The organism is Paraburkholderia sp. BCC1884 (assembly GCF_900996225.1).
GTDB lineage: Bacteria > Pseudomonadota > Gammaproteobacteria > Burkholderiales > Burkholderiaceae > Paraburkholderia.
In genome coordinates this window covers 1,667,613-1,691,671 of the sequence record NZ_CAAJGL010000068.1, presented here as the reverse complement: position 1 = coordinate 1,691,671, position 24,059 = coordinate 1,667,613, and the positions used below count along the sequence as shown (strand labels likewise).

Annotated in this window: 24 protein-coding genes; 10 read left to right on the top strand and 14 right to left on the bottom strand. The window is 64.1% G+C overall.

All coding sequences use genetic code 11. From position 1 onward, the window contains the following. Positions 1 to 42: 42 nt before the first annotated feature. Entirely contained in the window at positions 43 to 1,035 is a 993-nt protein-coding gene (locus FQ705_RS14315; protein WP_144141984.1) for an aldo/keto reductase, read from the bottom strand. Positions 1,036 to 1,344: 309 nt separating this feature from the next. Here FQ705_RS14315 and FQ705_RS14310 point away from each other — a divergent pair, with 309 nt between their 5' ends. Next, the gene (locus tag FQ705_RS14310; protein WP_144141982.1) at positions 1,345 to 2,118 is read left to right on the top strand and encodes a YkgJ family cysteine cluster protein; all 774 of its coding nucleotides are present in this window, start codon (positions 1,345 to 1,347) and stop codon (positions 2,116 to 2,118) included. 86 nt (positions 2,119 to 2,204) lie between these two features. Further along, positions 2,205 to 3,287 carry a TIGR03118 family protein gene (locus tag FQ705_RS14305; protein ID WP_144141980.1) on the top strand — a complete coding sequence of 361 codons (1,083 nt, stop codon included), beginning with the start codon at positions 2,205 to 2,207 and terminating at the stop codon, positions 3,285 to 3,287. A gap of 20 nt (positions 3,288 to 3,307) precedes the next feature. Here FQ705_RS14305 and FQ705_RS14300 read toward each other — a convergent pair whose 3' ends face one another. Both FQ705_RS14300 and FQ705_RS14295 read right to left on the bottom strand, forming a co-directional pair. Then, on the bottom strand, positions 3,308 to 4,282 hold the full coding sequence (locus tag FQ705_RS14300) for a hypothetical protein (protein WP_144141978.1): 975 nt from the start codon (positions 4,280 to 4,282) through the stop codon (positions 3,308 to 3,310). Between the two features lie 352 nt (positions 4,283 to 4,634). After that, the gene (locus tag FQ705_RS14295) at positions 4,635 to 5,798 is read right to left on the bottom strand and encodes an epoxide hydrolase family protein (RefSeq protein WP_144141976.1); all 1,164 of its coding nucleotides are present in this window, start codon (positions 5,796 to 5,798) and stop codon (positions 4,635 to 4,637) included. A gap of 130 nt (positions 5,799 to 5,928) precedes the next feature. Between FQ705_RS14295 and FQ705_RS14290 the strand changes: the two genes are divergently transcribed. The 3 genes from FQ705_RS14290 to surE all read left to right on the top strand — a co-directional run bounded on the left by FQ705_RS14290 (position 5,929) and on the right by surE (position 7,890). Next, on the top strand, positions 5,929 to 6,300 hold the full coding sequence (locus FQ705_RS14290; RefSeq protein ID WP_144141974.1) for a CidA/LrgA family protein: 372 nt from the start codon (positions 5,929 to 5,931) through the stop codon (positions 6,298 to 6,300). Further along, positions 6,297 to 7,037, top strand: a complete 741-nt coding sequence (locus tag FQ705_RS14285; protein ID WP_144141973.1) for an LrgB family protein — start codon at positions 6,297 to 6,299, stop codon at positions 7,035 to 7,037. Before FQ705_RS14290 ends, FQ705_RS14285 begins: the two co-directional genes overlap by 4 nt. A gap of 73 nt (positions 7,038 to 7,110) precedes the next feature. Continuing rightward, positions 7,111 to 7,890, top strand: a complete 780-nt coding sequence (surE, locus tag FQ705_RS14280; protein WP_144141971.1) for a 5'/3'-nucleotidase SurE — start codon at positions 7,111 to 7,113, stop codon at positions 7,888 to 7,890. Between the two features lie 24 nt (positions 7,891 to 7,914). Here the strand turns inward: surE and FQ705_RS14275 are convergent, their stop codons facing one another. Further along, positions 7,915 to 8,835: a hypothetical protein gene (locus tag FQ705_RS14275; protein ID WP_186307852.1), complete on the bottom strand. Its 921-nt coding sequence runs from the start codon at positions 8,833 to 8,835 to the stop codon at positions 7,915 to 7,917. 106 nt (positions 8,836 to 8,941) lie between these two features. Next, the gene (locus FQ705_RS14270) at positions 8,942 to 9,319 is read right to left on the bottom strand and encodes a hypothetical protein (RefSeq protein ID WP_186307851.1); all 378 of its coding nucleotides are present in this window, start codon (positions 9,317 to 9,319) and stop codon (positions 8,942 to 8,944) included. Between the two features lie 247 nt (positions 9,320 to 9,566). Here FQ705_RS14270 and FQ705_RS14265 point away from each other — a divergent pair, with 247 nt between their 5' ends. Next, the gene (locus tag FQ705_RS14265; RefSeq protein ID WP_260854484.1) at positions 9,567 to 11,882 is read left to right on the top strand and encodes a PA14 domain-containing protein; all 2,316 of its coding nucleotides are present in this window, start codon (positions 9,567 to 9,569) and stop codon (positions 11,880 to 11,882) included. Between the two features lie 69 nt (positions 11,883 to 11,951). On the opposite strand, the gene FQ705_RS14260 is transcribed toward FQ705_RS14265, so the two are convergent. Further along, a complete protein-coding gene (locus FQ705_RS14260; protein ID WP_144141966.1) occupies positions 11,952 to 12,365 on the bottom strand; it encodes a hypothetical protein in 414 nt (137 codons plus the stop codon). A gap of 50 nt (positions 12,366 to 12,415) precedes the next feature. Further along, positions 12,416 to 13,354, bottom strand: coding sequence for a LysR family transcriptional regulator (locus FQ705_RS14255; RefSeq protein WP_144141964.1), 939 nt, complete (start codon positions 13,352 to 13,354; stop codon positions 12,416 to 12,418). Positions 13,355 to 13,592: 238 nt separating this feature from the next. Here FQ705_RS14255 and FQ705_RS14250 point away from each other — a divergent pair, with 238 nt between their 5' ends. Further along, on the top strand, positions 13,593 to 14,114 hold the full coding sequence (locus FQ705_RS14250) for a hypothetical protein (RefSeq protein ID WP_144141962.1): 522 nt from the start codon (positions 13,593 to 13,595) through the stop codon (positions 14,112 to 14,114). Between the two features lie 42 nt (positions 14,115 to 14,156). Here FQ705_RS14250 and FQ705_RS14245 read toward each other — a convergent pair whose 3' ends face one another. Then, positions 14,157 to 14,873 (bottom strand): transposase, encoded by a 717-nt coding sequence (locus FQ705_RS14245; RefSeq protein WP_144141960.1) that lies wholly within the window; start codon positions 14,871 to 14,873, stop codon positions 14,157 to 14,159. 309 nt (positions 14,874 to 15,182) lie between these two features. On the opposite strand from FQ705_RS14245, the gene FQ705_RS14240 reads away from it, so the two are divergent. Next, entirely contained in the window at positions 15,183 to 15,764 is a 582-nt protein-coding gene (locus FQ705_RS14240) for an alpha-ketoglutarate-dependent dioxygenase AlkB family protein (protein ID WP_144142415.1), read from the top strand. A 37-nt stretch (positions 15,765 to 15,801) separates the two neighbouring features. Here the strand turns inward: FQ705_RS14240 and FQ705_RS14235 are convergent, their stop codons facing one another. From FQ705_RS14235 to FQ705_RS14220, 4 genes are all read right to left on the bottom strand, one after another. Next, positions 15,802 to 16,917 carry an alkene reductase gene (locus FQ705_RS14235; protein ID WP_144141958.1) on the bottom strand — a complete coding sequence of 372 codons (1,116 nt, stop codon included), beginning with the start codon at positions 16,915 to 16,917 and terminating at the stop codon, positions 15,802 to 15,804. 102 nt (positions 16,918 to 17,019) lie between these two features. Then, on the bottom strand, positions 17,020 to 17,739 hold the full coding sequence (locus FQ705_RS14230) for a carbonic anhydrase (protein WP_144141956.1): 720 nt from the start codon (positions 17,737 to 17,739) through the stop codon (positions 17,020 to 17,022). Positions 17,740 to 17,948: 209 nt separating this feature from the next. Then, positions 17,949 to 18,584: a carbonic anhydrase gene (locus tag FQ705_RS14225; protein WP_144141955.1), complete on the bottom strand. Its 636-nt coding sequence runs from the start codon at positions 18,582 to 18,584 to the stop codon at positions 17,949 to 17,951. Positions 18,585 to 18,871: 287 nt separating this feature from the next. Next, positions 18,872 to 19,132: a DUF1488 domain-containing protein gene (locus FQ705_RS14220; RefSeq protein ID WP_144141953.1), complete on the bottom strand. Its 261-nt coding sequence runs from the start codon at positions 19,130 to 19,132 to the stop codon at positions 18,872 to 18,874. 216 nt (positions 19,133 to 19,348) lie between these two features. Between FQ705_RS14220 and FQ705_RS14215 the strand changes: the two genes are divergently transcribed. Both FQ705_RS14215 and FQ705_RS14210 read left to right on the top strand, forming a co-directional pair. Continuing rightward, positions 19,349 to 20,842, top strand: coding sequence for an MDR family MFS transporter (locus FQ705_RS14215; RefSeq protein WP_144141951.1), 1,494 nt, complete (start codon positions 19,349 to 19,351; stop codon positions 20,840 to 20,842). 69 nt (positions 20,843 to 20,911) lie between these two features. Continuing rightward, a complete protein-coding gene (locus FQ705_RS14210; protein ID WP_144142414.1) occupies positions 20,912 to 22,498 on the top strand; it encodes a phospholipase D family protein in 1,587 nt (528 codons plus the stop codon). A gap of 55 nt (positions 22,499 to 22,553) precedes the next feature. Here FQ705_RS14210 and cobM read toward each other — a convergent pair whose 3' ends face one another. Together cobM and FQ705_RS14200 are read right to left on the bottom strand one after the other, a co-directional pair. Continuing rightward, on the bottom strand, positions 22,554 to 23,279 hold the full coding sequence (gene cobM / locus FQ705_RS14205; RefSeq protein ID WP_144141949.1) for a precorrin-4 C(11)-methyltransferase: 726 nt from the start codon (positions 23,277 to 23,279) through the stop codon (positions 22,554 to 22,556). Positions 23,280 to 23,323: 44 nt separating this feature from the next. After that, complete coding sequence (locus tag FQ705_RS14200) at positions 23,324 to 24,058, bottom strand: cobalt-precorrin-6A reductase (RefSeq protein ID WP_144141948.1); 735 nt, start codon at positions 24,056 to 24,058, stop codon at positions 23,324 to 23,326. Between the last annotated feature and the right edge of the window lies 1 nt (position 24,059).

Genomic DNA, 24,059 nt, shown 5'->3' with positions numbered 1-24,059 from the left:
GGCATCGCCGAGGTGGCACGGCACTCCGCCGCGCGCGAATCGTCAGCCGCTTACCGCTGCGACGATTCGCGCGCGCATGGCTTTATCGGGCAACGGCCCTGAGCCCGCGCGAACATTGTCCGCCATGTATTGCGGACGTCCCGTACCGGGAATCACGACCGTTACCGCCGGTTGCGCGAGGACGAATTTGAGGAGAACCTGCGCCCAGCTCGTGCAGTCGATTTCCGCGGCCCACGCTGGCAACGGCGTGTTGGTCACGCGCGCGAGCAGACCGCCGCCGCCAAACGGCTGATTGATCACGACGCCTATCTCCAACTCTGCGGCGAGCGGCAAGATATGCTTTTCGGCCGTGCGGTCGTCGGCGGCGTAGTTGATCTGGACGAAATCGGGTTTTTCACTGCGCATCACCGAAGCGACCTCACCGAATGCGCTCGACGTGTAGTGCGTAATGCCGGTATAGCGAATCCGCCCGCGCGCTTTCCAGTCGCGCAGCGTGGCAAGTTGCGTGCGCCAGTCGAGCAGGTTATGCACCTGCATCAGATCGACGCGCGATTGCTGGAAGCGCCGCATCGATTCCTCCATTTGTGCGATGCCGGCCTCGCGCCCTTCGGTCCACACCTTGGTAGCGACGAAAGCCTTGCCGTGTGCATCGAGTTGCGTGAGCAAGGCCCCGGCCACCGCTTCCGACGAGCCGTACATCGGCGATGAATCGATCACGGCGCCGCCCGCTTCGAACAGGATGCGCAACACCTCTGCGAGTTGGGCGCGGCCGGCGGGATCGTCGCCGACATCGAAGGTACGCCAGGTGCCGCAGCCAACCACGGGCAGCCGTTCGCCGGTGGAGGGAATCGCGCGCCGGGCCATTTTCGGCAAGGGCGTCGACTCGATCTGCGCCGGAGCGTGGCTTTGCACCTGAGCGGCAGTCAGGCGCGGCAACACGAATGACAGCGGCAGGCCGATCGCCGCACGCCCTGTCGTGCGCAGAAAGCGACGCCTGTTATCGCGTGGTGTATCGTCGTTCGATGAAAATGCCATTGATTGTCCTTGAATATCGGCAAGGTCACGGCGACCGCCGGTTCATCCTGTCGTTATCCAAACGAAAGCTTTCATGAACGAAGGCATCGCGATACCTCGATGACGTAGTGCGATTCCTGGTTTATATTGTGCGCCGACGAATTCTTCGCGCCACGCCGAACATACGCTTGCACGGTGACGTAAGCGCCCGGACATGTCGACTGTTTGTGCGGGTCAGTAGCACCCGGACGATTATTTTTTCAGATTGGTTGTCAGACTCTGGCCCTTCTCCCGACTAAGCGCCACGCTGATTCTTTTGAGGGAGTTTGGGTGAACGACATCGATTTCGAATGCACCGCCTGTGGCAAGTGTTGCCACGATTTGCGCCTGCCGCTCACGCTGGCCGAAGCGAGCGACTGGCTTGCCCGCGGCGCGAAGATGGAACTGCTGTGCGAGGCGATTCCCTGGCCGGTCGACCCCGCGCCCGGCGACGAACTTGCCGAATACAGAAAAGTGCGCTCGTCGCCCGCCATGAGCGGCACCTTGCCCGTGCGCATTTCGATCACGCTCGCCGGCGCATTCACGGGGCCCTGCCCGAATCTGGGCGCCGATATGCGATGCGGCATTTATGAAGACAGGCCGCGGGTATGCCGGATTTATCCCGCCGAGATCAATCCTTTCGTTACGCTGGCCACGGCCAACAAGGAATGCCCGCCGGAAGCATGGCAGGGCAAACCGCTGCAAAGACAGGGCGTGCTGGTCGATGACACGACGCGCCGCCTGATCGGCGAATCACGTCGCGCGAATCAGGACGAGGCTGTGCTGCGCATGCAACTTTGCGAGGCACTCGGCTTGAACCGGGCCGCGCTCGCAAACGAGGGTTTCGTCATGCACACGCCCGACAGCGGCGCCCTTCTCGCGGCCATTCAGCAGGTGCGAGCGAACCCGCGGACAGTCGGGAGCGGCGCAGCGCAATGGACCTTCGTATCGAATCGCGCGACGACGCTGGACGCCCTGCGCTCGGTCGAGGCAAGCAGCGAACCCGATCAGCCTGAGACGACCGGCAGCTTCCGCTATCTCGGCTTTTTTCCGGCCGCCGCCTGAAAAACTTCTCAAGCGAAGGAATAAAGCCGCCACACCGCACGTTCAATCACCGCAATGGCCTTTTGTCATGTCAGTGAGGTGCGGTCATGAAGTCTCTGCTTACGGTATTGGGCGCCATCGTGGGCGTCCCGGCCCTGGTGAGTCTCGTCGCGTGCGGTGGCTCGAATACGATCAGCCTGCCCTCGTTCACCTCGACCACCCTGGTGTCCGACGGCGCGGTCCCGGCGCCGCATACGGACCCTAACCTGAAAAATGCGTGGGGTGTGGCGTTCAATCCGAAGGGATTCGTCTGGGTCGCGGATAACGCCACCTCGGTGGCGACGCTCTACGACGGCAACGGTGTACCGCAATCACTGGTTGTCAGCATTCCGAACGGAATCAACGGACCCGCGAATCCGACCGGCATCGTGTTCAACGGCACGACCGATTTCGTCGTGACACAAGGTCCAAAGTCCGGCGTCGGCGCGTTCGTCTTCGCCGGCGAAGGCGGCACGATCACCGCGTGGGCGCCCACGGTCGGGCCCACCAACGCCTTCGTCATGGTCGACAACGGTAGCGCGGGTGCGGTCTATAAAGGCCTGGCACTCGCCAGCAACGGCGGTGCCAATTTTCTCTACGCCACCGACTTTCATAACAACCGCATCGACGTGTTCGACAAAAATTTTGCGAAAATGTCCGCGGCAGGAACATTCCAGGACGCGTCGATTCCAGCGGGATTCGCGCCGTTCGGCATCCAGGCGATCGGCACGAAACTCTTCGTCACCTACGCCAAACAGGACGCGGCCGCGCACGACAATGTCGACGGCGCCGGGCTCGGTTTCGTCGACGTCTTCGATACGGCGGGCAATCTGTTGCAGCGCTTCGCTTCGGCGGGGGTGCTGAATGCGCCGTGGGGCATCACCCAGGCACCGGCCAATTTCGGCCGCTTCAGCGGCGACGTGCTGATCGGCAACTTCGGCGACGGCACGATCAACGCGTTCGATTCGGTGAGCGGCCAGCCGCTCGGCGCGATCAATCTGCCGGCGGGCAACACGTTCGTGCAGCGTGGCTTGTGGGGCATCGCGTTCGGCAACGGGCTCAGCAACCAGCCGGTCAACACGCTGTTTTTTGCCGCTGGGCCGAATCAGGAAACAGACGGCGTCTATGGACGCGTCGACGTAAAAATGTGACCGATGCCGCCGGCGCGCCGCTAGCTCTTCACACTGCGTAGCGCACACGCGGAGAGTGTCGCGAGTCTTTCCACGCTGAGCATGCGGGCGATCCGCTTGACGGCGTGCCGCACCCGCCCGCGCAGATGCGCTACGCGCATGCGGCGCCAGAAACGGTCCGGCACGAAGTCGGAGAAACGCGCTTCTTTTTCGAGCAAGGCCTTGCTGCCCGGCAGATGGACGAACGAGCAACAGCGGAACCACCGCAGGTCCCGATAATTGTTGCCGACCCAATGACGGCCGACGGCCTGATACGCGCCGACTTCGATCAGCGTCTGCCCGTCGTCGACCAGCGCGTTGAGCGCGGCGGAGATGAACGCTTCGTCGCCGTGATGTTTGAGATGCGCGCTTTCGCTCAGATAGCGGGCGTAACTGGCGCGCGCGCGCGGCACGAGGCGGCGCAACGAAGCCGGTGTCGCGAGCAGAAATTCACCCCCATACCAGCGCGGATTTCTGAGCCGCTGGTCCGCGACGATCTCGAGATCCGCCACCACCCGTTCGCTGCCGTATGCCGGAAAAACCTGATCCGAAATATCGAAGGCGCCAAGGCCCGCCTGCGCGCATCGCTCGATCAGATCGCGCTCCAGCGGAAGGAACGCCACCATATCCGCGTCGAGCAGCAACAGCATGGTGTCGGCGGGCAAGCTTTCGGCAACCTGGTCCATCAGGTCCAGTTTGAAATGCGCCGCATAGAACGGCGTGTTCTTCGGCAATTCGATGGTCGCCGTGAGCGTCCTCACGGCGGGCCGGTGTTCCGGCCGTATGCCGGCGAGCCGCTGGGCCACGACGGCCGGCGCGTTGGTCATGATGGTCAAGGTCGGCATACCCACGCGTCGCAAGCTGTTATTCAGGCAGATCGCCTGGCTCACGTACGAAAGCGGGTCGCGACTGGTCGCATTGGGCCCCGGCTTCGCATCGACATCGACATAAACAAGAGTGCAAGGAAAGAGATTCACATTGCTCCTCACCACGCGTGAGCGACGGTTCGCTTTGACTAGCGCTGCCGTTACTGTCCGGAGGTCGATCCACAGAGATTTCGTGGGACAAACCACAAGCCCGCGCGAGAATGCGCAGTCGGTCCGCGGCTCGCGCCCTCATGGCGTCACGCCCGAGCCGGGTGAGCTGATCTGCGACGATGGAGTCGGATGAACCGGGGCGCGGATATCAGCGATCACCTATCGTTTCACGTCCGAGCATTGCCTTTCCGCCAAAACTCAGCGAGACGTAACGCGAACGAAGTGGAAGTTCGAAAGGCCCGCGGGCTTTGCGCAATAATTGCAGATGCCTGAGTGATGGCGCGCGAACAAGTTACCGCCCCGTTTTGCGCAGAGGCCGGAAGAACTTGCGAATTTCCGTAGCCAGCAATTCAGGCTTCTCCATGGCCGCGAAATGTCCGCCGCTCGGCATGTCGGTCCACTGCACGACATCGAAGCTTCGTTCGAGCCAACTGCGCGGCGGATGACTCAGTTCCTTCGGAAAATGCGCGTAGCCCACCGGCGGCATGACCCGCGGTTCACGCGCAAAGCGCATCGGCTGCAAGCGGTTTTCCCAATACATCTGAATTGCCGACCCCATGCTCTGCGTGTACCAGTAGAGCGAGATATTGGTTAGCAACTCGTCTTTGGAAAACACCCGCTCGACGTCGCCATCGCAATCGCTCCACGCACGGAATTTTTCACCGATCCACGCAGCCAGTCCCACCGGTGAATCGTTGAGCGACGCCGCGAGCGTTTGCGGTTTGGTGCTATGCATGTGGGCGTAGCCGCCTTCGAGCGCGGCCCACTCGTTCTTCTCGCGCAGGAAGTTTTCCTCGGCGGCCGTAAGCGGCTTCTGCGCCGCGCCGAGCGCGGGCTCATACGATCCCGGCAAGAAGTTGAGATGAATGCCGTCGACCACCCTGGCATGCCGCGCGGCCAGCGCCACCGACACACCCGCCCCCAGATCGCCGCCCTGCGCCCCGAAACGCTCGTAGCCGAGTCCCTGCATGAGCGACACCCACAGATCCGCCACCTGAAACGCCGACGTGCCGCCCTGCGCGGCCGCCGGCGAAAACCCGAAACCCGGCAGCGAGGGCACGACGACGTCGAACGCGTCAGCGGGATCGGCGCCGAATGCAACCGGGTCGCAGAGGTGGTCGAGCAAAGTATGAAACTCGAAGAACGACCCCGGCCAGCCATGCGTGATCACCAGCGGATACGGTGCAAGACCCACGCCACGCCGATGCACGAAATGCACGCGTTGGCCCTGCACGTCCGTCATGAACTGGGGCATCCGGTTCAGGCGGCGTTCGGCTTCGCGCCAATCGAAATGCGTGGCCCAATAATCCGCCAGCTCGCGCAGCCAGCCGGTGTCGGCACCCTGCTGCCAGGGTGGCGCGGCGGTGGCGGGCGCCCATCGCGTTGCCCGGACGCGTCGGCGCAGATCGTCGATCTCGTGGTCGGCGACGGCAATCTGAAACGGTTCGATGTGCATGGCGACTCGTTCTTCCGGGATGAGAGATGAGGGGCGAGGGGCGCGCCGCCGGCGCTGTCAGCGTGAGAGCACGAAGCTATGCGCATGGTACACAATGACGCATTTTCCGTTTCACGTTCCGGAGACCGTCATGCTCGGCGCACTCGCTACCCTGCTCGTTTTCCAATGTCTCGGGGAAGGCGTCTCGTACGTCTTCCACTTGCCGGTGCCAGGACCCGTGATCGGCATGCTGCTGTTGTTCGGCTTCCTCATGCTACGTCCACAGACCGCCGACGCGATCGAGCCAACCGCGCTCGAATTGCTGCGCCATCTGTCCTTGCTGTTCGTGCCGGCCGGCGTCGGAATCATGGTGTCGGCGAGCCGGATTCGCGGCGACGCCGTAGCCGTGATCGTGTCGATCGCGGTGAGCACGACGCTGGCCATCGCGGTGGCCGCGCTGGTCACGCGTGCTTTGCTGCGCCGCCAGCGGCACGATCCGGCCGCGACCGGGGCCACGCCATGACCGCCATGCCGCGGCTCGGCGCGATCTGGGTCTATCTTGCCGCGAGCCCCCTGCTCGGACTGACCATCACGCTGGTCGCCTATCTGATTGCGCAGACGCTCTATGCGAAGGCGCGCTTCAATCCGCTCGTCAATCCGGTGCTGATCGCCGTCGCGCTGCTCGTGACGCTGCTCGAACTTACCGGCACCCCTTACGCGACGTATTTCGAAGGCGCGCAATTCGTCCACTTTCTGCTCGGTCCCGCGACCGTGGCGCTGGCGCTGCCGCTTTACCGGCAATGGCCGAAATTGCGCCGTTCTGCCTTGCCGCTGATCGGCGGACTGGTGGCCGGGTCATTGACGGCGATCGTCTCCGCCGTCGGCGTGGCGGCGCTGTTCGGCGCCTCGCATCAGACGCTGGCTTCGCTCGCCCCCAAATCCGCTACCACGCCGATCGCGATGGCGGTCGCCTCGGAGATCGGCGGCATTCCGTCGTTGACCGCTGTGCTGGTGATTTCCACCGGCGTGTTCGGCGCGGTGTTCGCACGTGCCATTCTCAACGCCTTGCGCATCGTCGAGCCGGAGGTGCGCGGGTTCGCGCTCGGGGTCGCCTCGCACGGCATCGGCACGGCCCGCGCGTTTCAGGTCAGCGAGGAAATGGGCGCCTTCGCCGGACTCGGCATGGGCTTGAACGGCGTGTTCACGGCCTTCGTCGTGCCCGTTCTGATGCCGCTCGCGGCTCGCTGGCTGGGCGGCTGATGTCGCGTGACGGCTGCCGGGCTCACGCCGACCCGATCGGTTTTCCCCAACCCACCAAGAGGAGCGTATTGCGATGTCTGCCGATGAATCCAAAGTGCCGCGAGTTTTGCTGACCAACGACGACGGTATCGATGCACCCGGTCTGGCCGTGCTCGAAGCGGTCGCCGCCGAGCTCGCGCATGAAGTCTGGGTGGTCGCGCCCGAACACGATCAGAGCGGCACGTCGCATTCGATCAGCCTGCATTCGCCATTGCGCCTCAGTCGTCAGGGCGAGCGGCGGTTCGGCGTGGCGGGCACGCCCGGCGATTGCGTCGTGATGGGTGTACGTCATCTGATGCGCGAAGTGCCGCCCACGCTGATTCTGTCGGGCATCAACCGCGGCGGCAATCTCGGCGTGGAAACGATGTTTTCCGGCACGGTCGGCGCCGCGATGACAGGCCTCCTGCTCGGCTTGCCTTCCTTCGCGCTGAGCCAGACCTTCAGCGACCGCGACAACGTGCGCTGGGACACCGCGCGCGCGCTCGCGCCCGGCGTGATCCGACAGTTGCTGGCGATCGCGCACAGCGCGCCGACTTGCCTGAACATCAATTTTCCCGACGTGGATGCGGCGCTGGCCGGTCCGCTCACTGCGACTCGCCAAGGCGTTGGACTCGTCGAAGATATCGACGTTTTGCCACAGGTCGATCCGCGCGGCATTGCTTATCACTGGCTGCGTTTTCAGCGTGGTGCGCGCGTCGACGATCCTGATAGTGAAACCGCGGTGGTGGCCTCCGGCCGTGTCTCGGTCACGCCACTTGCATTCGATCGCACGGACGAGCCGACTTTCGCGCGGCTCGCTGAATCGCTGAAATAGCCACGCGGGCCCGCTTTCGCCGCGTTACGGACCGGGGACGATGGTAAGGCTGGGCGCACCGCCCGGTCCGGCGGGGTTCGGATTGCCGAACGCAGGGAGGCTGCCGTCGCCGCGCGCGCGGATGATTTCCGCCTGAACCTGAGCACGGGTCTTCGGGCCGCCGTCGACCCTGGTCTGCGGAACGTCGGAAGGTGCGGCCTGCATCACCGTGACTGGCGTCGTGGTTTGCGCAGTCAACTCGGCCTGCTGACTCGATGGCGCGCTGTGGGTCGGTGCGGCCGACGAAGTCAGCGGCGCGGCTTGCATCGGTGGCGTCGCTTGGGCTGATTGAGCCGCCTGCACCGCGCGCGCCGGGTCCGGCAGTAGCGGCGGCAAACCCGGCCCACCGGCCTTGGTCCGACCCACCTTCGGCGCTGATGGCGGCACAGCGGTCAGGGCCGCGATCGGCGCGCCGCCGCGCGCCGTACCGCTGCTCACGGCGTCGTTGCCGGCGAATCCCGCCACCCAGGTGTCGAATGTGCGCTGGTCGTGCGCGTAGCTGGACGCCCGGCCCGAACGTTCATGGCGAGCACCGCGCCGTTCGCCATATCGGCCGCCCTTCGTCGACGTCGGGTTCGGGTTCGGGATCGAAGCCGTTTCCGGCGCACGCATCTCGGTCGACGCCGCTTGTTCACGGTCCGCCGTCTGCTGTGCGCGATCCGCTCGCGCCTGAGCGTCCCGGCGCAACGCGAGAGCGCGTTCGTCGTTCTGACGTGAGGCCCGGGCAGCCTCCAGTTGTACCTGAGCCGCCGCGAGATCGTTGCGCTGCGAGCCATCGCGCACGGCCTGCGAAGTGCCCGAAACCGGGCCGGCCGACGCATGTCGAGTGACGACCGGGCCGACGGTCACGGCCCCGGTGATGGTGTCGCCGCGCGCGTGGCCGGAGGTATCGTCATCGCGCGTCAAGCCGGTGTCGTCGGCGGATAACCAGGGTCTGCCGGTCTGCGAAACATAGGCCCCAATCGCAACGGCGCTGACAACGAGGCCCGTGAGAACAATCTTTCTGGGTTCGCTATGCAAAACGTGTCTCCCTGCCAAAATTCATCGGAGGGTTAACAGGCGAGAACTCCCGCCCGATCCAATCACCTACGAAAGTGTGAGCGATGTGGATGCGTTCCATTCCACCCCTACTGTCCTCAGGCGCCGAATCGTCCGATACTGCACGCGATGTTGTCCGAAAACGCCTGGCGGCCTCCTTCATATCATCCGACAATTGTTTGGCATCCGAAACAATGATGTCGCGACATCGGATCATTTCTTCCGCTCCGTCACGTCGTTTCGCTTGCGGCCCTTCGCCCTGCTTGCCGAGCATCGCAACCGCAATGGAACCGGCGACGATCAACGCGACGCCGAACAGCGACAACGCGCCGATCGCTTCATCCCACGCCATGTAGCCGACTAGCGTTGCGCGTGTCGCAGCCAATCGGACGCCGGGTCATAGCCGCCGCCGGGTGAAACCATCGCCGTATTTCTCCTCTGACGATTTGCGGGTAAGTCCCGATACTACGTCGCCAAACTAATAATATTATTCATATCGATTTCCGCATTCATAAGGTCAATGCTCTTTGTATATGCGCCTTATGCAGAGTTAATAATAATTATGACCATCTACTAAGCGGGGACATCAGGAGATATGTGTGCGCAATTACTATGTGCTGGCGGCGCTCGCCATGCTGGGCGCTTGCGGCGGCAATGACGGTTCACCCAATCTGAGTGCGTCGGCGGACAAGCAGGTCGCCGCCGCCGATTCTTCCGCGGCTTCGGCGGCATCCGCCGCTTCCGCCGCGGCGCAGGCCGACGCGGCCGACGTCGAGAGCGAGTTCAAGGCGGCGAAAACCATCCCCGTGGGGATGAAGACGACCACCCCGCCCCTGGTGATCGCGGACCCCACACTCAATCTGCCGCCCTACACGCCACCGCCACCACCCGCACCGGTCTCCACCACGTCGCTCGCTTTTGGCGATTTCACGAACTACCTTGCTCCCGGTTCCACGCAAGGCTGGCAACCCGGCACTTCACCCTCGACCATCACGATTCCCGCGCCGGCCACCAACGGCACCGGTGCCGGTGACAAAACCGTGGCGCTCGCCAGCACCTATGCCACGGCGTCGTACGAAGCGGACGTGACGGTCAGCGCGCCGGTCGGCAACGGCGCCGCCAATGCGGGCTTCGTGGTGCGCACCACGAACCCGACCGCCGGCGGCCCCGACAGCCTGACGGGTTATTTCATCGGCCTCGATACCGGTACGCATTCGGTGGTGGTGGGTCGTGAGAACAACAACTGGACCAATTTCATTTCGTATCCGGTCAGCACGGTGGTCGGCGGCAGCACGCACCATCTGAAAGTGACCACGAGCGGCACCGCGATCACCGTCGACCTCGACCAGCAGCGCGTCATCAGCGTGAACGACGCCACCAACGCCCTGCCCGCCGTGTTCCAGTCGGGCAGCTTCGGGCTGCGGCGTTTTGGAGTCGGGGCAAGTTTCAGCAACATCACGATTCACACCTATCCGAAGGTGACGTCGCCGAGCTACGATTTCTCCAAGGTGGTCGGCGCGGTCTATACGCCTTCCAACGCGGTGAACGCGATCGACTTCTGGGAGAACTACGACCCCGAGATCGTCAACCGCGAACTGACCTACGCGCAGACCTACGGCATGAATACCATCGCCGTGTATCTGCATTACCTCGTGTGGGCCAACGATCGCGTCGCCTTCCTCAGCAAGTTCGAGAACCTGCTGAAGATCGCCGCGCGTCACGGCATCAAGGTCTCGCCGATCTTCTACGACGACTGCTGGAACCCGACGCCGCAATACGGCCCGCAAGGCGCGCCGATCTGGGGCGTGCATAACAGCCGCTGGGTGCAGTCGCCGGGCACGCCGGTCGAGCAAGCGTATTTCCAGCCGACGTCGTCCAATGCGAGCATCACGTACAAGACGAGCCTGGCGAGCTACATCACGGACTTCGTCGCACCGCATCGCAACGACCCGCGCATCATTTTCTGGGAGACGATGAACGAGCCCGGTTGCAGCGGCAACGGCGCCCTGCAGGAAACCCGCGCCGTGCTCATGAACGACGCGCGTATCGCGATCCTCGACGCGGGCGCGACGCAGCCGATCAACGCACCGCAAGTGCAGGAGGATGAAGGCACGTACTTCTCGGACTTCTACGCGCTCCACCCGTATGGCAATCCGTACACGGGTCCGGTAAACGGCAGCAGCGTCAGCGCCTTGAATTCCGAAACGCTGCAGCGCGGTTTCCCCGGCACCACGGGACAAACCATGCCCGGCATCGTGTCGAACTATGGCGGGAGCACGGGCTTCATCGTGTGGGAGTTGATGATCGGGCGCACCAATACGCGCTTCCACTGGGGACAGGTGCCGGGCGCACCTGCCACCGTCGAACCGGCCACGCCCTTCCAGGGGACGATCTATCCGGACGGCCATCCGTGGCAGACCTCGGAGACTCAAGCGCTGACCGGCGGGTTCAACGTGAAGCTGCCGGTGCTGCAAGTCGGTTACTACAACGATCCGACTTTCAGGAGCGCGCCCGTCAAGACCTCGGTCACGCCGCTGATCGACTTCGATCTGAACACCGAGCAAGGCACCGATTCGCCTGATGCCTCCGCGGGCATCAACGCGACCGGCTACGGCGTGCGCTGGACCGGCGCGGTGGAGGCAACGCAAACGGGCCTCTACACGTTCTCGATCGACAGCGACAACGTGGCGCGCCTGTGGATCGACGGCGTGAAGGTGATCGACAAGAAGACTTCGGCGCAATCCACCGTGACCGGCAAGACCTGGCTCACCGCGAAGCAACGCGCCAAAATCAAGGTCGAGTATGTGCACGGTACGGGCCCGGCCAGCATGCATCTGCTGTGGTCGAGCCCGGCTGCGAGCAATCCGGGGGCGCTGCGGATCGTGCCTTCCGATTCGCTCGTGAGTTCGAACTAGGCGGATCGATCTGGCCCGTCCTTGCGTTGATAACGCGAGGACGGGCGCGGTCGGGACGCATCGGTGCCGTCACGACCGCATGCTTCGCCCCCTGCCATGCGTGCTCCAGAGAATGCACAGGATCAACACGGCCTGAAACGGCAGACGCACGAACAGCAGCCATAGTGGAATCGAAGGAAACCGCTCGGGATGCTGCCACATGAAGACATTTGCCGGCGTGACCGCGACCGTGAGCGCGGCGAGCCCCCAGCCCGCGTAGCGCCGGGTATGTCGTGGGATGAGTCCCAGCGCGCCGAGCAGTTCGAAGAAACCGCTGATATAGACCGCGGCGAGAGCCTGCGGAATCGAGGGCGGCACGATGCCGACAAACGAGGCCGTATAGACGAAATGGCAAACCCCGCCGATTGAAAACCACAGGAACACGAACCCCAATGCGAGGCGTCTTGCCGGAGTTGGGCGAGGCAAACTGTAGGGTGATTTCATTGGTCAGTCGCGACTGAGTGTCAAGAGGTTGTACAGCGGCGCTCGCCAATTCATCCCGTACCCGGGACTTTGCCGTGACCCGCCGTGCGGCTCTTCACGTGATCGATGAAGGCGCGCAACTTCGGCATGATCTGCCGGCGGCCAGGATAGTAGAGAAACACGCCGGGTATCACCGGCGCGAACGGTTCCAGTACCTGCACCAGCCGTTTCGCTCTCACGCCTTCAGCGGTCATTGGCTCAGGTAGCTGGGCGAGGCCCATGCCTTCGATTGCCGCGCCGAGCATGGTGGGAAAATCGTTGGCGATGAGCGGGCCGGACACGGCGATCTCGATCGCCTGGCCGCCGTCGTTGAACGACCATAGCGCGAGCGCGCCGCTGGATCGCCGCCATCTCAGGCATGCGTGCTGGCGCAGATCGTCCGTGTGTCCAGGCCGGCTGCGCACGGCGAAGTACCCAGGGCTGCCGACGACGACGAGACGCAGCGGCGGCGTCAACGGTATGGCGACCATGTCGACGTCGACGAACTGACCGAGCCGGATACCGGCATCGAACCCTTCCTTGGCGAGATCGACCAGTTCCTTGCTCGCGGCGATCTCGACTTCGACCTCGGGATACGCCTCGCAGAATGATGCGATCAGGGGTTCCAGCAGGATTGGCACCACCGCACGCGGCACCGAGAGACGCAACAAGCCGGTAGGCCGCTGACCGAATCCGCGTGCAACTTCGCTGGCGGCGACCAGCTCATCGAAGGCTGGTTTCGCGTGCGAAAGAAACCGCTCGCCGGCTTCGGTCAGGCCGACACTGCGCGTGGTGCGGATGAAGAGCGCCGTGCCGATGCGCGCTTCGAGCACACGCACCGTCTGGCTGACGGCCGACGGCGTCACCCCGAGTTCTGCTGCAGCACGACGAAAGCTGCGATGCCGGGCCACGCTCAGGAATACCTCCACGCCATCGAGCGCGCCCTGTCTGACTGTGAAGTTCTGCTTCATAGCCCGTCAACATTGTGGTGAATAGTCGATCGCGAGAGGCCATGGTACACCTGCATCTGCGCACGAAGCGTCGCGCCGATGTCAGCTCGCAAGCCGTGAGCAGGCAGCCGAAACCATGGAGCCAGCCTCTGATGAACCATGCACCCGATGACGTGCGGAAGCACGATCGCGCGATGATCCGCCGGCTAATCGCCAGCCTCACTTTCAACGCTGAAGACAACCGCTGACAGGAGGCAACATGCCACCGGAACTCATCTTCCTCCTGCACCTCAGCCTGGGATATGTTGCCTGGCTGCTTTGCCTGCGAGCCTACCTCTGGCCCAAACTCAAATCGATGGCCCCGTTCGATGCGCAACGCGCCATCGCCACCTTGCACAGCTTCCGTTTCTTCGGGCTGGTCTTCATTCTGCCGGGCGTCGTCGGGCCTCATCTGCCTGCCAGCTTCGCCGTACCCGCCGCCTACGGCGACTTCGCCACGGGAATTCTGGCGATGCTGGCACTGATCACGGCACGGACACCATCGCTCTTCAGGCTATTCGTCGTAGCCTTCAATGTGGTGGGCGCGACCGACCTCGTCCTCGACTACTACCGCGCTATCGAGGCCGGTCTACCGGCGCGCGCGGGAGAGTTGGGTGCTGCTTACGCGATTCCGATCCTCTATGTGCCCCTGTTGATGATTACCCATGTCGCGGCTTTCTATCTGCTGCTGCGCGCCCAACCCGGTGTGGCGCGCACCTATGGACCTTTGCGTGAGCCTTGAGAGGATCGAAACAGAGCGTTTGCTTGCCGGTTTATCTTTTGGTCAACCCACGTGTGCGAGCGCGGGTGTCGTGCGAACGCTGGATGGGCGGTCGCGCAACAGCAGCGGCATCAACCGCCGGTTGGCTGTCCGGGCCGCCCACTCGCAATACGCGGCGCTGCCTAACACCCAGCCCTTGAGCGTCGACTGCATCAGGTTGTCGACCTCCCTTTCGTCAAGGAGCTGTTCGCCCAGATCGCGATAAGCCTGCTGGCGCTCGAGCGGCGTGTTACCCAGCGCCCCATACAGGGGATGGTCCTTGATGAAGCTGTCGACGCGCCGCCCGATATGGTGCGTATAGCTCGACCAGGGATAGCTTCCCGGCTCGGCGACGAGGCGCCCGCGAACCGGCGCGTGATCGATGACCTGGCTCGCGAGCAGGAAATACCGTTCGGGCTCGATCACCGTTGCGCAATAGCCGCCGCGCCACATCGTGCCGCGGCGTCCATGGCGCCGGTTGAAGGTCTCGATATAGCGACGGCCGACTCCCTGCATCGCCATGGCCACGCTCGACTCGTAGGAAGGCGTGACGAGAAACTGTATCGCGTCCGGCATGAGCACCCAGGCGTGGACGGCCAGATCGGCGACGCGCGCGGCGTCCGCCAGACAGGCGAGGAAGTAAAGGTAGTCCCCTTCATCCAGGAATGCGGGCCCCGTGAGCCCTTGCAAGATAACGTGCTGCGGTTGTTCTGGAACGTAATGCCGTGCAAGCCGTGTCATGCTGAATTAACCGGAAATGCTATGGGAGAGAGCGATCCGACCAAGGTCGGGCGCGTGACGCTGCGTAACGCGGGTATGGGAAGAAATTCTATCGGGCGCGTGCGCGCGGTCGCATCGCGAACAGGCCTTTTTTATGGCCTCTTTTCGGTGATTTGCCGCGCGCAGCCACCTCTTTTTTATGACTGGCTCAAGCGATCCGGATCGTCGGTGTTGGGGGCCGGATCGAAACGGTCGGGCCAGTCAAAATACTGTATAAAAACACAGTATAATGATCCTCCCGATCTGCCCGATTTACTTCGTCTCAGCACCATGTCAGTCCAGCAAGCTCTGTTCGCGCCTGAACCCGCCTCTCTGGTCCATGACCGGGAAGGCGGAATTCGTTATCTGCCCGAGTCGATCCCGGCTGAAAAGGCGCAGCTATGGTTCGAAGCCACTCTGCGCGACACCGGCTGGCTTAGCCAGCAGCGCATGATGTACGACCGCGAAGTCGCGGTGCCGAGATTGCTGGCCACCTTCGCGCGCGAGGCCACCGATTTGCCCGCGCCGCTGGGCGCGGCGTTCGAGGCGGTGCGCGCGCTGGTCGGCGCGCCGTTCAATCGTGTCGGCCTCAATCTCTATCGCGACGGCAGTGACAGCGTCGCCCTGCACAGCGACAAAACCGAACGGCTACTGCCCGCCCAACCGATCGCCATCGTCTCGCTCGGCGCCAGCCGTCGCATGTCGATCCGGCCGAAAAGCGGCGCCGGCCGGATCGTGCATGTCGAACTGGAGCCGGGCAGTTGTCTCGTGATGAGCTACGCCTCGCAATTCACCCACGAGCACGGCATACCGAAATCGTCCGAGGTGAGCGGGCCGCGTATTAGCCTCGCATTCCGCTGCTTCAGCGACTGATCTGACGGCGCGTTGAACAACCCGGTCAGCGAGGGATTCAGCGCTTGTCTTCCTGCTCCAACGTCGGGTAGTCGATATACCCCTGCGCGCCACCGCCGTACATCGTGTTCTTGTCGGGCTCGTTGAGCGGCGCACCGATTCTGAGCCGCTCGACCAGATCCGGATTGGAGATGAACGGCCGGCCGAACGCGATCAGGTCCGCGCGTTTCGCCTTCAGCGTGCTCTGCGCAAGCGGCATGTCGTAGCCGTTGTTGGCCATGAAGAGCCCGTCGAACGCCTGGCGCAGCACCTGCAGATCGAAACCACCCGGCACTTCGCGCGGGCCGCCGGTGTCGCCTTCGATTACATGCAGGTACACGAGCTTGCGTCGATTGAGCTGCTTGACCACGTGCGTGAAAAGCGGCTCAGGGTTACTGTCGGCGATGTCGCCGAAGCTGCTGAGTGGCGAGATGCGCACGCCGACCCGCTCGCCGCCCCACACGTCCGTCACGGCATCGGCCACTTCCAGCAGCAGACGCGCGCGATTCTCGATCGAGCCGCCATACTGGTCGGTGCGACGGTTGGTTTTATCGCGCAAGAACTGATCGAGCAGATAGCCGTTGGCCGCATGAATTTCCACGCCGTCGAAGCCGGCGGCTTGCGCGTTCTGCGCCGCCACCCGATATTGCTCGACGATGCCGGCCATTTCCGCCGTTTCGAGCGCGCGCGGTGTGACGAGCGGCACGAAGCCTTCGTCGGTGTAGGCCTGTCCCTCGGGCTTGATCGCCGACGGCGCGACCGGCAGCGCATGACCCGGTTGCAAGGAAGGATGCGAGATCCGGCCCACATGCCACAGTTGCAGGAACAGGTGACCGCCCTTCTTGTGCACGGCGGCGGTGATCGGTTGCCAGGCCTGCACCTGCGCCGCATCGTAAATCCCCGGCGTGAAGACGTAACCCTTGCCTTGCGGCGAAATCTGCGTAGCCTCGGCAATGATGAGGCCGGCCGAGGCGCGCTGCGCGTAGTACTCGATGGCCAGTTCGCTCGGCACGTCGGCCTCTTTCGCGCGGCTGCGGGTGAGCGGCGCCATCACGACGCGATTGGGCAAGGTCAGCGGCCCGAGCTGAACGGGTTCGAACAGATAAGGATCGACGTGTGCGGATTCTATTGACATGGCTTCCCTTCGGAGATGGTTTGACGCGCTGGCGAAATCGGGGCACGTCGATGCAGCGCAGCAAGATACGGGCCCTGCTGCGCCGTCGGCGAGGGGCTTTCGTCAGACGAGCGTGACCTTGCCCGTCGCCAGGTCGTAGAGGCCGCCGACCACGTTCACCTTGCCGCGTTTCACGTATTGCCCGATGAGCGGTTTGGAGACCAGCAAGCGGTGAGTGTTCATCTTCACGTTTTCTATCGTTGCCTGCTCAACGAGATCCGCACCGGGATTGAGTTTCGCCATTTGCACGGCGGGTTTGAGCGAACGGACCAGCTCGGGCAGATGGCCCGGCAACTGCGCGCCGTCCTGAATCACCTTGACGGTCGCGGTGACCGCCCCACAATGCGTGTGCCCGAGCACCATGATGAGTGGCACGCCGAGAAATTCGACGCCGTATTCGAGGCTCGCGAGCATGTCCTCGTTGACGAAATTGCCGGCCACGCGCACCACGAACAGATCGCCCGGCCCCTGATCGAAAGCGAGCTCCGGCGCGACCCGCGAATCCGCACAGCCGACGATCGCCGCGAAGGGATATTGCGCGTCGACGCGGGCCGCGCGACCGGCGGAAAAATCTTTGTTGGAAGGAGCGTTCGCGGCGTAACGCGCATTGCCCTGCATCAGCCGCTCGAGCGCTTGTTGTGGAGGGATCGAGTTTGGCGCGTTGCCGCTCGGCGGCTCGGCCGCCACGGCATCGCGCCGCGCCAAAGCTGCGAGCGTTATCGACGAAGCACCGGCCAGCAGCCAACTGCGCCGCGTGGGGGAAGACACATGACGCTCGCACATGGCAGGTCTCCAACGTGCTGCTACGGCGTCGGACGCGACTCGTGGCGCAGCAGGTCACCGCGCCGCCACGAATTCATTGCCTCACATCGAGCCACACCGCGTTTTGCGAGGAAGGCCTGCGCCGCCGACGCGAGGCGCTAACGCAGTATAGGTGGCGTCAAGTCGGGCCGACGGGGTTTTATGTCCGCGCCCGAAACCGGTAGACGACACTACACGGCGTAGATATTCGGATTGTCCACGAGCGGCAAGAACTCGCCAGTGCGGCCGTCGAGCGCGAGCATCTCGCCGCTTTCGATCTCGAAGATCCAGCCGTGCAACTGCAGGGTCTTGTTCGCGAGCCCCACCGCTACCGAAGGATGCGTGCGGATATTGGCAAGCTGCGCGATCACGTTGTCTCTGACGAGCGCGTCCAGACGGTGCGCATCCGACTCGTAAGTGCGCGAGGCATTGATCGCCTTGGCCGCATCCGCGTGACGCAGCCAACCCGCCACCGCCGGCAGATGATCGAGGTTCATGCACGTCGAGATCGCCGTCATCGCGCCGCAATTCGAGTGGCCGCAAATCACGATATCGCGGATTCCCAGCACCGCCACCGCGTATTCGACCGTGGCCGACACCCCGCCCGGCGCCGGGCCATAAGACGGCACGATGTTGCCCGCATTGCGGATCACGAATAGCGCACCCGGCTCCGTTTGCGTCAGCAATTCGGGCACGACGCGACTGTCCGAGCAGGTCACGAACAGCGTGTTGGGACTTTGCGCAACGGAAAGACGCTTGAACAACGCACTTTGCTGCGGAAAGACGTCACGTTGAAAGCGGATCAACCCTTCGATGATTTCTTGCACGATTGTTCTCCAGCGAACTCGAAAAATGCGTTGGCAGTGCCTGCGGCGCCAAGCTGCGGCGGCCCTGCTGTCGATTGCCGGGACTATACCGCAAGCGTCTGGAATCGACCCGTGCGTCACGTTCGGCTGCCGGGCCGGCTCGCGCGGCCGCTGGAACGGCCATGCCATCGCCGCGCAAAAAAGCCCGCATTCCGTGGAATGCGGGCTTCGATGTCGAGAGGCCGGCAGCAACCGCTCCATGCGCCGCGCCGAACTTCCGCCGGCTTGCCCGAAAGACCGCTCGGGCCTCAGTTGAAATCGCCGGTCTCGAGTTCCACCGACTTGCCGCCGTTTTTCTCGAGCACGCGCCGGGTAGCATTTTCAATCCGCGTACGATTTGCTTCGAAGGTGCCCACCAGATTGCGAGCAGAGGGACCGTCGTTGCCGAAATGGTCGTTGAGCGCATCCAGCGACACGCTGCACCAGACGTCGGCTCCATCGACATTGGCTTCGAAGGCGACGCGCGCCGCTGCCACCACTTCACGGCGTCCGGTGAATTCGATCCTCATAATGACCCTCCATTTGTCGAAAGAAAGCGTGGAGCGCGCAAACACTGTGCCAGGAAAATGCGGCCTGAGCCCGCGAGCGCGCGCCAGCGCGGATTGGCGCGAAGGTGCATACTCGACCCCGGCCGCCCTCGTACGGCCGTTCTGATACGTCGCGGCGCGCAGGTTTCGTGGCTCGCCGCCCGACGTGCCTTACATCCTAATCCTAACGCCCGCCCCATGTCCCGCAGCCCTCAATCGTCGCGTCCTCTTGTCATTGCCGCCGTGATGGCGTCCATGGCGATGGTCGCCATCGAAGCCACCATCGTATCGACCGCCATGCCGCAGATCGTCGCCCAACTCGGCGATCTGCATCTGTATAGCTGGGTATTCTCGTCGTTTCTGCTCACTCAGACCGCCATGACCGTGGTGTTCGGCAAGCTCGCCGATCTGTATGGCCGCAAGCCGATCATGCTGGCCGGCATCGCCATCTTCCTGATCGGTTCGGTGCTCGCCGGTTTCGCCTGGTCGATGCCCGCGATGATCGTGTTCCGGCTGATCCAGGGCGTCGGCGCGGGCGCGATCCAGCCGGTCACGCTGACCATCGTCGCCGATCTCTATCCCGCGCGCGAACGCGGCAAGGTGCAGGGTTATCTGGCCAGCGTGTGGGCGATTTCGGCGGTGGTGGGTCCGATGGTCGGCGGCTTCATCATTCACAACCTCTCGTGGGCGTGGATCTTCTGGATGAACGTGCCGATCGGCCTCGCGTCGGCGGCGGGCTTCATCGCGTTTCTGCGCGAATCGGAGCGGCATGCGCGTCCGTCGATCGACTTCGCGGGCGCGGCGCTCTTCATGGCCGCCATTGCCGCGCTGATGATGGCGCTGACCTACGCCGGCGACGACGAACTCGCGCGCGCCGCGATGGCGGGCGCCGCTTTCCTGCTGTGCGTCGTGTTGTTCGTGATGCAGGAGCGCCGCGCCGCCGAGCCGATGATCTCCTTCGCGCTGTGGAGCCGTCGCCCGATCGCGGCGTCGAACGGTTCGACCCTGCTGTCCGGCATGATCCTGATGGGCGCCACCACCTTCTTGCCGATGTATGTGCAAGGCGTGCTGAATCGCTCACCGGTGGTCGCCGGTCTCGCACTGACGATGATGATGGTCGGCTGGCCGGCGGGCGCCACGCTCGCGGCCAAATCGTTTCATCGCATCGGCTTGCGGCGCATTCTGATCGGCGGCAGCGCGTTCATTCCACTGGGCGCGGTGCTGTTGCTGTTTCTGTCGCCGGGCGGCTCGCCGCTGGTGGCCGCCTTCGGCTCGCTCATCATGGGCTTCGGCATGGGCACCTCGAGCGTGAGTTGCCTCGTGCTGATCCAGGAGATCGTCAAAATGGACGAGCGCGGCAGCGCCACCGCGTCGAACCTGTTTTCGCGCAATCTCGGCAGCACGCTCGGCGCGACGCTGTTCGGCGCGGTGCTCAACTTCGGGCTGAGTCATGCCAAAGGCGTGGCCGTCGTCACGTCGGATCAGCTGAGAGCGCTCCTGCAGAATCAGACGGCGAGTCTCGGCAACAGTGACATGATCCGCATGGTGCTGCATCAATCGTTGCACCTCACGTTCGTCGCGATCTTCGTGATCGCGATCTTCGTCGTCGCGTTGCTGACGTTCGTGCCGGCGATTCACATCGGCGCGGACAAGAAGATGCCGCTCGAAGCGCTCGCGCCGCTCGAAGACTGAACGCGGCCGGCGGCTAACGCGCCGCCGGCAATGGGTCCACCGTACCCGCCATGGAAGCCCGACCACATGATGCAACTGCTCGCCGGCCTCACGCTCCGCCTGCCGCGCCGCTGGCTGCGCACCACCGCCTGCCTGCTGATCTGCGCGAACGCGCTGGCCGGCTGCGCCCTGCCTTCGCTCGCCGGTCGCACGCAATCGTCGGCGCTCGACACCACCGAGGCGCAAAGCACCCAGATCGGCCATGCGATCGCTCCCGAAGTCGCCGCGCATCCGGGACTCTCCGGCATCTATCCGCTGGCGAATCCGCAGTCCGCGTTTGCTTCGCGCATGATCCTCGCGCGCGCGGCGCAGCGCACCCTCGACGTTCAATACTACATCTGGCACGACGACCTGACCGGCACGCTGCTGCTCGAACAGCTGCGCGAGGCCGCCGACCGTGGCGTGCGCGTGCGTCTGCTGCTCGACGACAACGGTGTCGCCCCGTCGCTCGACGCCACGCTCGCGGCGCTCGGTGCGCATCCGAACTTCGAGGTGCGTCTGTTCAACCCGTTCGTGGTACGCAAGCCGAAGTCGCTCGGCTTTCTGACGGACTTCTCCCGCGCCAACCGGCGCATGCACAACAAATCCATCACCGCCGATAGCAGCGCGACGATCGTCGGCGGCCGCAATATCGGCGACGAGTACTTCGGCGCAACCGACGGCGTGGTTTTCTCCGACCTCGACGTGCTGGCCGTCGGCCCGGCGGCGAGCGACGTCGCGCGCGACTTCGACCGCTACTGGTCGAGCGACTCGGCGTACCCCGTCGACCGGATCCTGCCGAGCGCGAATGCCGACCGTTTGCAGGCGCTTGCAAGCCGGGCTCAGCAGCTGGAGCTGGAACCGGCGGGCATCGCCTATATCGATGCCGTGCGCGAGTTGCCCATCGCCGAACAACTGCAGACCGGCACACTGCCGCTGGAATGGGCGAAGGCGCGCATGATCAGCGACGATCCCGCGAAAGGCCTGAACCAGGCGGCCAGCAAAACCCGCGTCCTGCAGCAGATGCACGACATTCTCGGCGAACCGGCCGAAGAACTCGATCTGGTCTCACCGTATTTCGTGCCGACCCAGGCGGGGGTGCAGTATTTCACGCAGCTGGCGTCAAAGGGCGTCGCGGTGCGGGTGCTGACGAACGCACTCGAATCCACCGATGTCGCCGCCGTCCACTCCGGTTATGCCAGGCGCCGCGTCGCCTTGCTCAAGGGCGGCGTGCAGCTCTACGAGTTGCGACGCCTGCCCGGCGCGCCGGGTAAAAAGGACGAGTCCAAGGGCTCGTTCGGCAGTTCGGGCTCGAGCCTGCATGCGAAGACCTTCGCGGTCGATGCGCAGCGCGTGTTCGTCGGCTCGTTCAATTTCGATCCGCGTTCGGCCAATCTGAACACCGAACTGGGCTTCGTGATCGACAGTCCCGTGCTTGCCGGCAAGATCACCACGATCTTCCATACGGTGGTGCCGCAAGTGGCCTACACAGTGCGTCTCGACGACCAGGGCAAGGTGTACTGGCTCGAAGATGACGACGGCAAGCAAACCCGCTACGACACCGAACCCAACTCGAGCTGGTTAGGAAGACTAGGCGTCTGGTTCATGTCGATCCTGCCGATCGAGTCGTTTCTCTAGAAAGAAGGCGACCGCCGCGCTCATCATGCGGCAACACCGACTCGTTGAATCGGCGTCAGTCTTTCGCGTAGAGCGTCGAGTCCGCGAAACCTTCGGCGGCCAGCACCTGGCCCACCAGGATCAATGCGGTGCGTTCGATTGCAGTCGACTGCACCTTGTCGACGATATCGTCCAGGGTCCCGGTGATCTTCTCCTCGTCCGGCCAGCTCGCGCGATAGATCACCGCGATCGGGCAGTCGCCGCCGTAATGCGGACGCAATTCATCGACGATCCGCGCCAGATGCCGCACGCCGAGGTGAATCGCCATGGTCGCGCGATGCCGCGCCAGATCGGCGAGTTGCTCGCCGGCGGGCATGGTGGTTTTGGTCGCATAGCGCGTGAGGATCAGCGTCTGCGAGATATCAGGCAGCGTGAGTTCGCAGCCGAGTGCCGCCGCGCAGGCAGCCGTGGCCGTCACGCCCGGCACGATCTCGTAGGGAATCTCCAGCTCGCGCAAGCGGCGAATCTGTTCGCCGATCGCGCCGTACAAGGAGGGGTCGCCGGAATGCACGCGCGCGACGTGCTGACCCTTGTCATGCGCGGCCTTCAATAAGGCGACGATCCGGTCGAGATCGAGCTCCGCCGTATTGACCACCTGTTGCGCTGCGTGACCTTCCAGTACCGCGGCCGGCACGAGCGAGCCCGCGTACAGAATCACCGGGCAGGTTCGCACGAGGCGCTGCCCTTTCACCGTGATAAGTTCCGGGTCGCCAGGACCCGCGCCGATAAAATACACCGTCATCCATTACTCCATGATTCACTTGCACGGCACCGGGTGTGCGCGCTTCACGCCGACACGTCGCCCGATGCTCGCAACGCGTCGAGCAACCCGGCGACGCGTTCGAATTCACGATCCACCGCCGCCAGCACCGGCCGACGCAACATGACGACCGGCAAACCCCGCTCACGCGCCACCTCGAGTTTGGCTTCGGTCGCGCCGCCGCCGCTGTTCTTGCTGACCACGACATCGAAGGCTTGCAACGCGAACAGCGCGCGCTCGCCGTCGGGCGTGAACGGACCGCGCGCCGCGAGAATGCGCGCGCGCGCCGTGTCCGCTTGCGCGTCGAGACAGCGCACGGTCCAGAACTGATGCGGCGGAATCTCGTCGAGATGGTCGAGCGGTTCGCGCCCGAGCGTGAAAAGCGGTTTTCTGAATGGCGCGAGTGCCGCGACGAGTGCGTGCCAGTCGCCGACCGTGCGCCAGTCATCGCCGGCTTGCGCCTGCCAGGCCGGACGGCGCAGTGCCCAGCAGGGCACGTGCGCGAGGCGGCAGGCCGCCGCCGCGTTTGCGCTGATCCGCGCGGCGTACGGGTGGGTCGCGTCGACCACGAGGCTGATTTTTTCATCCGCGATGAAACGCGCCAGGCCTTCGCTGCCGCCGAAGCCACCCACGCGCACCGAGCACGGCAGATCGTCCGGCAGCTTGCCGAGGCCCGCGAGACTGTACACGTCGCGCGGACCGAGGTGGCGTGCGATCTGCAAGGCGTCGCCGGTACCGCCTAGCAGCAGGAGACGGGTCATC

Coding starts and splice junctions, on each gene's coding strand:
- FQ705_RS14315 (WP_144141984.1), bottom strand. CDS start 1,035: ATGGCATTTTCATCGAACGACGATACACCACGCGATAACAGGCGTCGC.
- FQ705_RS14305 (WP_144141980.1), top strand. CDS start 2,205: ATGAAGTCTCTGCTTACGGTATTGGGCGCCATCGTGGGCGTCCCGGCC.
- FQ705_RS14295 (WP_144141976.1), bottom strand. CDS start 5,798: ATGCACATCGAACCGTTTCAGATTGCCGTCGCCGACCACGAGATCGAC.
- FQ705_RS14290 (WP_144141974.1), top strand. CDS start 5,929: ATGCTCGGCGCACTCGCTACCCTGCTCGTTTTCCAATGTCTCGGGGAA.
- FQ705_RS14285 (WP_144141973.1), top strand. CDS start 6,297: ATGACCGCCATGCCGCGGCTCGGCGCGATCTGGGTCTATCTTGCCGCG.
- surE (WP_144141971.1), top strand. CDS start 7,111: ATGTCTGCCGATGAATCCAAAGTGCCGCGAGTTTTGCTGACCAACGAC.
- FQ705_RS14270 (WP_186307851.1), bottom strand. CDS start 9,319: ATGGCGTGGGATGAAGCGATCGGCGCGTTGTCGCTGTTCGGCGTCGCG.
- FQ705_RS14260 (WP_144141966.1), bottom strand. CDS start 12,365: ATGAAATCACCCTACAGTTTGCCTCGCCCAACTCCGGCAAGACGCCTC.
- FQ705_RS14255 (WP_144141964.1), bottom strand. CDS start 13,354: ATGAAGCAGAACTTCACAGTCAGACAGGGCGCGCTCGATGGCGTGGAG.
- FQ705_RS14250 (WP_144141962.1), top strand. CDS start 13,593: ATGCCACCGGAACTCATCTTCCTCCTGCACCTCAGCCTGGGATATGTT.
- FQ705_RS14245 (WP_144141960.1), bottom strand. CDS start 14,873: ATGACACGGCTTGCACGGCATTACGTTCCAGAACAACCGCAGCACGTT.
- FQ705_RS14240 (WP_144142415.1), top strand. CDS start 15,183: ATGTCAGTCCAGCAAGCTCTGTTCGCGCCTGAACCCGCCTCTCTGGTC.
- FQ705_RS14235 (WP_144141958.1), bottom strand. CDS start 16,917: ATGTCAATAGAATCCGCACACGTCGATCCTTATCTGTTCGAACCCGTT.
- FQ705_RS14230 (WP_144141956.1), bottom strand. CDS start 17,739: ATGTGCGAGCGTCATGTGTCTTCCCCCACGCGGCGCAGTTGGCTGCTG.
- FQ705_RS14220 (WP_144141953.1), bottom strand. CDS start 19,132: ATGAGGATCGAATTCACCGGACGCCGTGAAGTGGTGGCAGCGGCGCGC.
- FQ705_RS14215 (WP_144141951.1), top strand. CDS start 19,349: ATGTCCCGCAGCCCTCAATCGTCGCGTCCTCTTGTCATTGCCGCCGTG.
- FQ705_RS14210 (WP_144142414.1), top strand. CDS start 20,912: ATGCAACTGCTCGCCGGCCTCACGCTCCGCCTGCCGCGCCGCTGGCTG.
- cobM (WP_144141949.1), bottom strand. CDS start 23,279: ATGACGGTGTATTTTATCGGCGCGGGTCCTGGCGACCCGGAACTTATC.
- FQ705_RS14200 (WP_144141948.1), bottom strand. CDS start 24,058: ATGACCCGTCTCCTGCTGCTAGGCGGTACCGGCGACGCCTTGCAGATC.